Source organism: Allobosea sp. TAB14 (assembly GCF_052113865.1).
Taxonomy (GTDB): Bacteria; Pseudomonadota; Alphaproteobacteria; order Rhizobiales; family Beijerinckiaceae; genus Allobosea; species Allobosea spartocytisi.
Window position 1 is genome coordinate 1 of record NZ_JBFRDQ010000005.1, and the last position, 11,070, is coordinate 11,070.

Consider the following 11,070-nt stretch of genomic DNA (forward strand, 5'->3'; position numbering starts at 1 on the left):
GAGTAGTGCGTCGAGTGCGCCTTGTTCATCGTGGCGATGTCGGGCGTCACTGGCGGGCGGACATAGTCGTTGTAGTCGGTCGCGATCTTCACCCCGCCCGGCGTCTCGATCAGGAAAGTGGCGTGGCCGACGAAGGTGAGCCTTGCCTCGTCCTTCGCGAGCTGGACGCGCTGGATCGGCAGGCGATAGCTCGCCATCTCCGGACGGCAGCCGGGCTCGTTCGACTGGGCGCGGGCGTGGGCCGTCGCCAGCAGCGCGAAGGTGAGGCTCGCAAGCAGGCGCAACAGGATGGCGGGCAGGCTCACTGGCGGGCTCCAGCAGCATTCGGGCCAAATGAGTTCAGGTCATGGGAGCTTCCGGCAAAAGTCGTGCCGGGGGAAGGGGCCGCGCGCCGAGATGGYGGTTTCGTGACGGCGCTGGACAGAGCTTCTGCCTTCGGGCAATCGGGGCGTTCCGTCTTCGCGAGGACGCCATGTCGGTCGCAAACCGCCTCAGATTCGTCGCTCTGCTGTTCCTGGCCGGCGGCCTCGTCGCGTTCTTCTATGTTTTCCGGATTTCCGGCTGGGAGCGGGTCGATGGCGGCGCGCGCTTCCTCATTCCCGACACGGACGGGAAGCAATTCGTGAAGGCGGAGATACTGCCCCTGCTCGGCCAGTATGGCGGCATCGCCATCGGCTTGAGCGTCGTGCTGCTGATCTTCGCGCAGATCGCCGCGATGCGCCAACGCCGCGCGACCGCGGAGGGAAGGCCGCAGCCTCAGCCGGCCAGGATGAGGCCGCTTCGCTTCATCGCGCTCGTCGTGCTCTCGACTGTGATCGGATGCGGCCTGACGATCGGCTATCGCTGGTACGACTATGTCGCCAATGCCGCGAGCCCGTATGACGAGATTGGCATCGACATCAACAGCCGCCTGCCCGAGCCCTTGCGCGCCTGGGGCTGCAGCCGCTTGAAAGAGCGGTTCGCGCGCGCAATCCCGCCCTATGGCTGCAGCGATGCCAGCGGGCGCGCCTGGCGCTGAGACCGCGAATATGCCTCGTGCCGGCCTGCTCGCGGTTGCGGGCTTTGGCCGCGCTCGCTACATAGCGGCCAGATTTCCCGACATCCCGTCGCCAAGCGTTTGAAAGCGGAGCCCGCTCGCCCCATGTCCCGTCAGTTCATCTACCATATGCGCGGCCTGTCCAAGACCTATCCGGGCGGCAAGCAGGTGCTGAAGGACATCCACCTGTCCTTCTACCCGGACGCCAAGATCGGCGTGCTCGGCGTCAACGGTGCCGGTAAGTCGACCCTGCTCAAGATCATGGCCGGGTTCGACAAGGAGTGGACCGGCGAGGCCTGGGTCGCGGAAGGCGCGCGCGTCGGCTACCTGCCGCAGGAGCCGAAGCTCGACGAGACGCTGAACGTCCGCGACAACATCATGCTCGGCGTCGCACCGCAGAAGGCGATCCTCGACCGCTACAACGAGCTCGCCATGAACTATTCCGACGAGACCGCCGACGAGATGACCAATCTCCAGGACGAGATCGAAGCGAAGGGGCTGTGGGATCTCGAYTCCAAGGTCGACCAGGCGATGGACGCGYTGCGCTGCCCGCCSGACGACTGGGCCGTGGACAAGCTCTCGGGCGGCGAGCGTCGCCGCGTCGCGCTCTGCAAGCTGCTGCTGGAACAGCCCGAGCTCTTGCTGCTCGACGAGCCGACCAACCATCTCGACGCCGAGACCACCGCCTGGCTCGAAGGCCATCTGCGGAGCTATCCGGGCGCGATCCTGATCGTCACCCACGATCGCTACTTCCTCGACAACGTCACGAGCTGGATCCTCGAGCTCGATCGCGGCCAGGGCATCCCCTATGAGGGCAACTACTCGTCCTGGTCGGTGCAGAAGCAGAAGCGTCTCGCCCAGGAAGGCCGCGAGGACGTCTCGCGTCAGAAGACCCTGGAGCGCGAGCAGGAATGGATCTCGGCCTCGCCGAAAGCGCGCCAGGCCAAGAGCAAGGCCCGCATCCAGCGCTATGACGAGCTGGTGCAGAAGGCCTCGAACAAGGGCCCCGACACCGCCCAGATCATCATTCCGATCGCCGAGCGGCTCGGCAACAATGTCGTCGATTTCGASRAYCTSTCGAAGGGCTTCCAGGACAAGCTYCTGATCGACGGGCTSTCCTTCAAGCTGCCGCCGGGCGGCATCGTCGGCRTSATCGGSCCSAACGGCGCCGGCAAGACGACGCTGTTCAAGATGATCACCGGCGTCGAGAAGCCCGATGCCGGCACGATCAAGATCGGCGAGAGCGTCCAGCTCGGCTATGTCGACCAGAGCCGCGACTCGCTCGACGACAAGAAGAACGTCTGGGAGGAGATCTCGGGCGGCAACGACATCATCTATCTCGGCAAGAAAGAGATCAATTCGCGGGCTTATTGCTCGGCCTTCAACTTCAAGGGCGGCGACCAGCAGAAGAAGGTCGGCTCGCTCTCGGGCGGTGAGCGCAACCGCGTCCATCTCGCCAAGATGCTGAAGAGCGGCGCCAACGTCCTGCTGCTCGACGAGCCGACCAACGACCTCGACGTCGATACGCTGCGCGCGCTCGAAGAGGCGCTGGAGGATTACGCCGGCTGCGCCGTGATCATCAGCCACGATCGCTGGTTCCTCGACCGCATCGCGACCCACATCCTCGCCTTCGAGGGCGACAGCCATGTCGAGTGGTTCGAGGGCAACTTCGCCGAATACGAGGAGGACAAGCAGCGCCGCCTCGGCATCGACTCGACCATCCCGAAGCGCATCCAGTACAAGAAGTTCACGCGCTGAGCCTTCCGATTCGGAACTGAAAAAGCCCCGCGACAGCTCGTCTGTCGCGGGGCTTTTCCGTTTGCCGGCTGTGACTCGGCCGCACGTCCCGCTGCATTATGCCGCAATGCCCGGCACGCTGCCCGGCCATGCCCCGATCATCGGTCACTTTAAGGTCGGCTTAAGGTAGGTCTCCTTACGACGAGGCGGAATCCAAAGCTTCGTCAGGCTTTGGATTCTCCAAGGTAAGTCTAGAGCCGGTTCAATTATTGAACGGCATCTTCTCTGCGTAACGCGAAGGTCGGCTATGAGCAGCGAGTATATCCAGGATATGGTTGAAAATCTGAAGGATGGCCGCCTGTCACGGCGTTCCTTCATTCGGAAATTGGCGGCGGTCGGCATCACCGCCCCGATCGCGAGCCAGATTCTGGCCTGGAATGGCGTGGCGATGGCGAATGCCACGCTCGAATACAAGCCGACCAAGGCCGGTGGTGGCGGCCCGCTCAAGATGCTGCTCTGGCAGGCGCCGACCCTGCTGAACCCGCATTTCGCCTCGGGCACCAAGGACCAGATCGCCTCGCGCATCTTCTACGAGCCGCTGGCCGGCTGGGACAAGGAGGGCAATCTCTTCCCGCAACTCGCTGCCGAAGTTCCCAGCAAGGCCAATGGCGGCCTGTCCGAGGACGGCAAGACCGTGACCTGGAAGCTGAAGCCCGGCGTGAAGTGGCATGACGGCAAGCCGTTCACGGCCGATGACGTCGTCTTCACCTGGGAATACGCCGCCGACCCGGCGACCGCCGCCTACACCACCGGCGCCTATGCCAACATCRAGGTCGAAAAGGTCGACGATCTCACGGTCAAGGTGATCTTCAAGGAGCCGACCCCGTTCTGGGCCGATCCTTTTGTCGGCGTCGCCGGCATGATCATCCCGAAGCACCATTTCGGCGAGTACAAGGGCGCCAAGTCGCGCGAGGCCCCGGCCAACCTCAAGCCGGTCGGCACCGGCCCCTACAAGTTCGTCGAGTTCAAGCCGGGCGACATCATCCGGACCGAGCGCAACACCGAGTATCACGTCGCGAACCAGCCCTTCTTCGACACCTTCGAGGTCAAGGGCGGCGGTGACGCGGTCTCGGCGGCGCGCGCCGTGCTGCAGACCGGCGAATACGACTATGCCTGGGACTCGCTGGTCGAAGAGGATGTGCTCAAGCGCATGGAGACCGGTGGGCGCGGCAAGGTCAGCGTCGCGGTGGCCGGTGACATCGAGTTCATCACGCTGAACACGACCGATCCGTGGACCGAGGTCGACGGCGAGCGCTCGAGCAAGAAGACCAAGCACCCGACGCTGWYGGACCCGGCCGTGCGCCAGGCGATCAACCTGCTGATCGACCGCGACTCGATCCAGAAGTTCATCTATGGCCGCGCCGGCATCCCGACCGCGAGCTTCGTCAACCAGCCGAAGCAGTTCAAGTCGGAGAAGCTGAAATACGAGTTCAGCATCGCCAAGGCGAACCAGATCCTCGACGATGCCGGCTGGAAGAAGGGCTCCGACGGCATCCGCGAGAAGGATGGCAAGAAGCTCAAATACGTCTTCCAGACCTCGATCAACGCGCCGCGCCAGAAGGTCCAGGCGATCATCAAGCAGGCCTGCCAGAAGGCCGGTATCGAGCTCGAGCTGAAGTCGGTCACGGCCTCGGTGTTCTTCTCGTCGGACGTCGCCAACCCCGACACCTACACCAAGCTCTATACCGACATCGAGATGTACACCACGACGCAGCCGCAGCCCGATCCGGAGCGCTTCCTCAACCAGTTCACCTCCTGGGAAGTCGCCAGCAAGGAGAACAAGTGGCTGGGCCGCAACGTCTCGCGCTACACCGACCCGGAGGCCGACAAGGCCTATCGGGAGGCGCAGAAGGAGCTCGATCCGGCCAAGCGCGCAGCGCTGCTGATCAAGGTCAACGAGATCTTCTGCGAGGCCAATGTCATCCTGCCGGTCCTGTCGCGGACGAAGGTGGTCTCCGCTGCGCAGAACCTCGCGCATGACCACTCGGGCTGGGACGTCGATACCTGGAACCTGGGGGCCTGGTATCGCAGCTGAGCCATGAGCAACCCCTCGCCGGGAGCTTTCCGGCGAGGGGCCGCTCTAAAGACCTCCGATCCATCGCCATGCCCCATTGGGCGTGAAGCGGTGATCTCGCCATGCAAAGGCCCGGTGGATTTGATCCGCCGGGCCAGACCAGTTTCCGGGCCGGCGGTCTAACGAGATCCATGCGCCAGAGTGCAGAGCGCTGCCCGGTCAGCTACAGATTTGGGCCTCGACCGATGCCATGGCGTCCCGATAGGAGCGGACATGGATGCCGTCATGGGTGCTGTCCGGCTTGGCGAAGCCCTCGGTTCCGTCGCGGGTGCCGGCGAAGGGGTCGATGAAGGTGCAGGCGTGGCGATCGCAGGCCCGCTTCAGCCTCTCGGACAGCGCGACCACCGCTGCCGGCTCGTAATATTTGATCATTCCGGGCTCCGCCGGGGGAACCGCGGCGACGAAGACCTTTGTGGACAGAGCGGCCGCGCTGGCGATCAGCCGGTCGGCATTGCGTTCGAAGGCGTCGAGGTATTTCGGCTGGGTCGGCTTGCGTTTGCGATGCAGATCGTTGGTGCCGATCAGGATGACGATGCTGCCGGGCTTCTTCGTAAAGGCGAATGTCGCCCAATGGCCGTTCATATCCGTCATCTTGGCGCCGCTGATGCCGGCATTGACGACATTGCGGCCGCAGAGGCGATGGGTCGCGTTGATCATCTCGGCATTGGAATCGCCGGCGATGAAGACATAGTCGGGATCGGCCTCGCCGATATGGGCGTTGATGACCGCGAGCCGGGCCAGTAACGGGAAGTTCTCCGCCGGTTTGCGCAGCGCGAGATAGGTGCCGGTGGCGGCGGCGGCGACGAGCACCATGGCGAGGGCGGTAAGGACGCGGCGGGAGCGGAGCCAGCCAGTAAACGCATCCGGCGCCGGCAGGCGCGCGAGCAGGCTTGCTTCGGTCGCAAGGAGGCGGGGGCGTAGCTTCATGGCGTTCTTTTCGACGAGATGCCAGGAGAGGAAGGCGAGAGCGAAGGCCAGGCACCAGGAGATGGCGGCATTGGCCCACCAGGACTGGCCCGCGCCGAAGGTCGCGACCACGGCCTGCTGGATCGGGAAGCCGTAGAGGAACAGGCCGTAGGAATAGTCGCCCGACGAGACCAGCCAGCTGCGGCGCGGGCTGGTGAGCCCGAGGAAGGCGGTGAGATAGGCGCAGGGCAGGGCGATCAGGTAGTCGCCGCCGGGGACGCTCAGCCCCAGCAGCGTCGCGGCGAGGGCCAGCGCGAACAGCGCCTTGCTCCAGATGATCCGCTTCCGGAACAGATAGACGCCGATTCCATAGAGGAAGCAGAGGATCAGCACGGGGCCCGAAACGGTGACGCCCGGCTGGTGACGCCTGATCAGAACGTAGATGACGAAAATGACGGCGTGGACGATGAGGATCGTTGCAAGCGCGCGATCCTCCCGGCGCAACAGCCCCAGCGCGGTGATGCCGGCGATGATCAGGTAGCAGTACAGTTCCCAGGGCAGGGTCCAGAGCTGGCCGTTGACCAGTCCTGACCAGGGATTGCCCAGAAACACGCCCGGCAGGAGAAACTGGACGACGCCGAGGATGTTCAGGAAATACTGCCGGAAGAGCGGACTGCTAAAATACTCCGTCAGCGGCAGCGTCGTGAAGATCGCGCCGATGATGATGGCGGCGGCAAAGGTCTCCACGGCGAGCGCCGGCACCAGCCGGATCAGGCGCAGGCCGAGAAAGGAGATCAGCGACCGGCAGCGCTCGAGGCTGCCGGCGACGAGAAAGCCGCTGAGCGCGAAGAACATTGGCAGGATCAGCGCGACCGCCGGGCGCCATGCGCCGCCGAAGACACGCAACGTCTCGCCGACGCCATAGGCCACGCCGACCGCATGGGTGACGATGACGAGGGTCGAGAGCAGCAAGCGCAGATAGTCGAAGCCGGCCGGCCGGTTGGCGGCGGCGGCCAGGCGCTCGGCGAAGGAGGGGCCGTTCAGCCGCCACCACCCCGTGCCCGCACCAGCGGTCGCGGCCCGAGCGGCCGGCCCGGCCGCCTCGACCGATACATCGTCTTGCCGTCTCACGGCGCGTCTTCCCTGCCGGTCGATCAGTGCTTCGGCTTGCCGCCGACGAGGATGCTGGCGTCGACATCCTTGATGTCGCGCTTGCCGCAGAGCGCCATGGTGACGTCGAGCTCCTTGCGGATGATGTCGAGCGCGGCCGTCACGCCCTGCTCGCCCATCGCACCGAGCCCGTAGAGGAAGGCGCGGCCGATGAAGGTGCCCTTGGCGCCGAGCGCGACCGCCTTGAGCACGTCCTGACCCGAGCGGATGCCGCCGTCGAACAGCACCTCGATGCGGTTGCCGACCTGCTCGACGATGCCGGGCAGGGCCTCGATCGAGGACAGCGCGCCATCGAGCTGGCGGCCGCCATGGTTCGAGACGATCAGGGCGTCGGCGCCGCTTTTCGCGGCCATCTCGGCGTCCTCGGGATCGAGGATGCCCTTCAGGATCAGCTTGCCGCCCCATTGCTCCTTGATCCACTGGACATCGTCCCAGTTCAGCTTCGGGTCGAACTGGCTGGCGGTCCAGGAGGAGAGCGAGGACATGTCAGCGACGCCGGTGACGTGGCCGACGATGTTGCCGAACTGCCGGCGCGGCGTGTCCAGCATCTTCAGGCACCAGCGCGGCTTGAAGGCGAGGTTGATGAGATTGGCCAGCGTCGGCTTCGGCGGGGCGGAGAGGCCGTTGCGGATGTCCTTGTGGCGCTGGCCGAGGATCTGCAGGTCGAGGGTCAGGACCAGCGCCGAGCAGCCCGCCGCCTTGGCGCGCTGGATCAGGCGGGAGATGAAGTCGCGATCCTTCATCACATAGAGCTGGAACCAGAAGGGCGCGCTGGTGTGGTTCGCGACATCCTCGATCGAGCAGATGCTCATGGTCGAGAGCGTGAAGGGCACGCCCGCCTTGGCGGCGGCCTTGGCGGCGAGGATCTCGCCGTCGGCGTGYTGCATGCCGGTGAGGCCGGTGGGAGCGAGCGYGACGGGCATCGCAACCGGCTGGCCGATCATCTCGCTGGCGAGCGAGCGGTTCGTCATGTYGACGGCGACGCGCTGGCGCAGCTTGATCTTGGCGAAGTCGGCCTCGTTGGCGCGATAGGTGCCCTCGGTCCAGGCGCCGGAATCGGCGTAATCGTAGAACATGCGCGGCACGCGGCGCTTCGCCAGCAGGCGCAGATCTTCGATGGTCAGGGGCTGGGCCATGGTCGTTGCGGCTCCAAATTCCTCTCGGCATTGCCTTCGCGAAAACCGATTTTCGCCACGACAATGCCCTGGACAGTCGAGACCTGCTCGGTCGCACAGATGGCGGTGGCAGGCAACACTCCCGGAGCAGGCCGCTATGCCGCAGGCGACGGGGTCGGGGCAGTTGCAGGCAAAACGGAGCGGCTACATTCCGCAAAGTCAGGCTCCGGCCGGCAAGGCTCGGCGGGTGCCTTCTCGCTCGGGGTGGCGTGCGGCGACGGCCCTTTGGGGAGGCGGCATGGCATTCCCGCCTCGGGTGAAGGCGAATTCCATCCCGACGCTTCGTTCCCCATAGAGGTCAGAGCCGGGTGATCTTGGCGAAGTCTTAAATCACAACGTTTCGTCTGCCTTGCCTTTGGCCTCGACAAGGTCGAATTTTCGGTCAATTCTTTATTGCCGGCTTGCGGATTGCGGTCCGAGGGCTGGTGGGCGCGGCTTCGAGGGATATGGCGATGGCGACCGGAACCGTTAAATGGTTCAATACCGAGAAAGGATACGGCTTCATTCAACCGGCGGACGGCGGCAAGGATGTGTTCGTGCACATCACTGCCGTAAAGGAAGCCGGCATGATGACGCTGACGGAAGGGCAGAAAATCGCGTTCGAGCTCAAGACGGAGCGCGGCAAGACTGCGGCAGGGGATCTGAAGCTCCTCTGAACCAACCGATCTCGTGACCTATGCGACCCGCCGCTCCGGTTGGAGCGGCGGAGAATTGTCCCATCGTCGATGGGCGCTGCCGTGAACAAGGTCGGCCTGCCCTGCGCGGCCGGACGGTGGAGCCGTCAGTCAGGCAGATCCGRGGACGCACCCCAGGCCATCCCCAATTCACCAGGCTCAGAAACCACAGCCGCGCTGCGCGAGACGTTCGGCGCAGGCTCGCCGCCGAACACCGTCCTGTTTTCCGCACGATAATTCGCTTGCACGAACGACGTTTTCGACATAAAGATATCTTTATATCTTTTTTCGAGCGTAGGAGGTGTTTGCGTGCGACAGCCGACGGCATTGTCCTCCGATGTGCTTCTGGCAGGCCTGAGGGCGGCCGGCGAGGAGACGCGGCTGCGCATCATCGCGCTGCTCTCCGAAGGCGAGCTTTCGGTCTCGGACCTCACCGATATTCTCGGCCAGTCGCAGCCGCGCATCTCACGCCATCTTAAGCTCCTGGCCGAGGCCGGGCTGGTGCGGCGCTCGCGCGAGGGCGCCTGGGCCTTCTTCCGGCTCGACGAGACCGGGCCGGGCGGGGCCTTCGCCGCCTCGCTCGCCGCATGGCTCGATCTGAGCGATCCGGTGCTCGCCGCCGACCGTGAAAGGCTCGCCGCCGTCAGGGCGACGCGGGCCGAGGCCGCGCAAAGCTATTTCGCCAGCGTCGCGCGCGACTGGGACCGGTTGCGCGGCTTGCACGTGCCCGATCATGTCGTCGAGGCGGCGGTCGAGCGGGCGGTGGGCGAGGGCACGCCCGGCGCGATGCTCGATCTCGGCACCGGAACGGGGCGGATGCTGGAGCGGATCGCGCCGAAATTCGGCCGGGCCGTCGGCGTCGACGCCAACCATGCGATGCTGGCGGTGGCGCGCGCCAATCTGGAGCAGGCGGGGCTCTCGCGCGTCGAGCTCAGGCAGGGCGACATCTATGCTTTGCCCTTCGCGCGCGGCTCCTTCGATCTCGTCGTCGTCCATCAGGTGCTGCATTTCCTCGACGATCCCGGCCGGGCGGTGCGCGAGGCTGCGGCCATGCTGGCGCCGGGCGGTCGGTTGATCGTGGTCGATTTCGCCCCGCATGAGATGGAATTCCTGCGCAGCGAGCATGCGCATCGCCGGCTTGGCTTCTCGCGTCAGCAGATCGCAGGCTGGTTCACCGAAGCCGGGCTCGCCTGCGATCTCTCGCAGGAGGTGACGCTCGCCGATGGCGGCTCGGGTCAGCTCCCGGTCATGCTCTGGCGCGGGCGCGACCGGCGCGTCCAGGCCGATCCGCCGGCCCGCAAGATCAATCTCGAGGTTGCCTGATGAATGCCTTTCGCCCGAGCCGGCACGGTTCGCGCCGTCCGCGCGTCTCCTTCGAATTCTTCCCGCCGAAGTCGGAGGAGATGGAGGTTGCTCTCTGGGAGAGTGTGCGCCGGCTCGAGCCGCTCGGCCCCAGCTTCGTCTCCGTGACCTATGGCGCCGGTGGCTCGACCCGCGAGCGCACCCACGCCACGGTGAAGCGCATGGTCGAGGAGACCGCGCTGAAGCCTGCTGCGCATCTCACCTGCGTCTCGGCCTCGAAAGCGGAAGTGGACGAGGTGATCCGTTCCTATTGGGATGCCGGCGTGCGCCATGTCGTGGCGCTGCGTGGCGACCCGGCCGGCGGCCTCGGGACGACCTACGAGGCGCATCCGGAGGGCTATCACCAGACCTCCGATCTCGTGGCCGGCCTGAAGGCGATCGGCGATTTCGAGGTCACGGTCTCGGCCTATCCGGAGAAGCATCCGGAGGCCGCCTCGCTCGATGCCGACATCGATGCGCTGCAGAAGAAGGTCGATGCCGGCGCGACGCGGGCGATCACCCAGTTCTTCTTCGATAACGACGTCTATTTCCGCTATCTCGACAAGGTTCGCGCGCGCGGCATCGAGATCCCGATCCTGCCCGGCATCGTGCCGGTGCAGAACTTCAAGCAGACGGCGAGTTTCGCCCGCAAGACCGGCGCCAGCGTGCCGCAATGGCTGGCCGACCGTTTCGAGGGGCTGGAGGACGACGCCGCGACGCGCCGGCTGGTGGCGGCGGCCGTCTGCGCCGAGCAGGTGCTCGACCTGATCGACCGCGGCGTCACCGATTTGCATTTCTACACGATGAACAAGGCCGACCTCGTCTACGCCATCTGCCATCTCGTCGGCCTCAAGCCCGAGAAGCCGGCGGCGCAGGCCGTGGCGGCGGAGTAGACTG

The 11,070-nt window shown here is 65.4% G+C and carries 9 protein-coding genes; 6 read left to right on the top strand and 3 right to left on the bottom strand.

Annotation, left to right across the window (positions count from 1 at the left end; genetic code table 11):
* On the bottom strand, positions 1-305 hold a 305-nt coding region (locus AB4Y99_RS01415), incomplete at its 3' end, for an MBL fold metallo-hydrolase (RefSeq protein WP_441522123.1).
* A gap of 167 nt (positions 306-472) precedes the next feature.
* On the opposite strand from AB4Y99_RS01415, the gene AB4Y99_RS01420 reads away from it, so the two are divergent.
* The 3 genes from AB4Y99_RS01420 to AB4Y99_RS01430 all read left to right on the top strand — a co-directional run bounded on the left by AB4Y99_RS01420 (position 473) and on the right by AB4Y99_RS01430 (position 4,868).
* Positions 473-1,018: a hypothetical protein gene (locus tag AB4Y99_RS01420; RefSeq protein WP_248311086.1), complete on the top strand. Its 546-nt coding sequence runs from the start codon at positions 473-475 to the stop codon at positions 1,016-1,018.
* A gap of 123 nt (positions 1,019-1,141) precedes the next feature.
* Entirely contained in the window at positions 1,142-2,794 is a 1,653-nt protein-coding gene (gene ettA, locus AB4Y99_RS01425; RefSeq protein ID WP_441522124.1) for an energy-dependent translational throttle protein EttA, read from the top strand.
* A 286-nt stretch (positions 2,795-3,080) separates the two neighbouring features.
* Positions 3,081-4,868 (top strand): peptide ABC transporter substrate-binding protein, encoded by a 1,788-nt coding sequence (locus AB4Y99_RS01430; RefSeq protein ID WP_441522125.1) that lies wholly within the window; start codon positions 3,081-3,083, stop codon positions 4,866-4,868.
* Positions 4,869-5,066: 198 nt separating this feature from the next.
* On the opposite strand, the gene AB4Y99_RS01435 is transcribed toward AB4Y99_RS01430, so the two are convergent.
* Positions 5,067-6,944: an SGNH/GDSL hydrolase family protein gene (locus tag AB4Y99_RS01435; RefSeq protein WP_441522126.1), complete on the bottom strand. Its 1,878-nt coding sequence runs from the start codon at positions 6,942-6,944 to the stop codon at positions 5,067-5,069.
* Between the two features lie 23 nt (positions 6,945-6,967).
* Positions 6,968-8,119, bottom strand: a complete 1,152-nt coding sequence (locus AB4Y99_RS01440; protein WP_441522127.1) for an alpha-hydroxy acid oxidase — start codon at positions 8,117-8,119, stop codon at positions 6,968-6,970.
* Positions 8,120-8,610: 491 nt separating this feature from the next.
* Between AB4Y99_RS01440 and AB4Y99_RS01445 the strand changes: the two genes are divergently transcribed.
* The 3 genes from AB4Y99_RS01445 (at position 8,611) to metF (ending at position 11,066) form a co-directional block, all read left to right on the top strand.
* Positions 8,611-8,814, top strand: coding sequence for a cold-shock protein (locus AB4Y99_RS01445; protein WP_038358911.1), 204 nt, complete (start codon positions 8,611-8,613; stop codon positions 8,812-8,814).
* Positions 8,815-9,141: 327 nt separating this feature from the next.
* Positions 9,142-10,155: an ArsR/SmtB family transcription factor gene (locus tag AB4Y99_RS01450; RefSeq protein WP_038358909.1), complete on the top strand. Its 1,014-nt coding sequence runs from the start codon at positions 9,142-9,144 to the stop codon at positions 10,153-10,155.
* Positions 10,155-11,066 (top strand): methylenetetrahydrofolate reductase [NAD(P)H], encoded by a 912-nt coding sequence (gene metF, locus AB4Y99_RS01455; protein ID WP_113252494.1) that lies wholly within the window; start codon positions 10,155-10,157, stop codon positions 11,064-11,066. Before AB4Y99_RS01450 ends, metF begins: the two co-directional genes overlap by 1 nt.
* The last annotated feature ends 4 nt before the right edge of the window (positions 11,067-11,070 follow it).

Bases quoted from the DNA above. Each gene is read 5' to 3' on its own strand.
- AB4Y99_RS01445 (WP_038358911.1), top strand. From the start codon at position 8,611: ATGGCGACCGGAACCGTTAAATGGTTCAATACCGAGAAAGGATACGGC.
- AB4Y99_RS01420 (WP_248311086.1), top strand. From the start codon at position 473: ATGTCGGTCGCAAACCGCCTCAGATTCGTCGCTCTGCTGTTCCTGGCC.
- metF (WP_113252494.1), top strand. From the start codon at position 10,155: ATGAATGCCTTTCGCCCGAGCCGGCACGGTTCGCGCCGTCCGCGCGTC.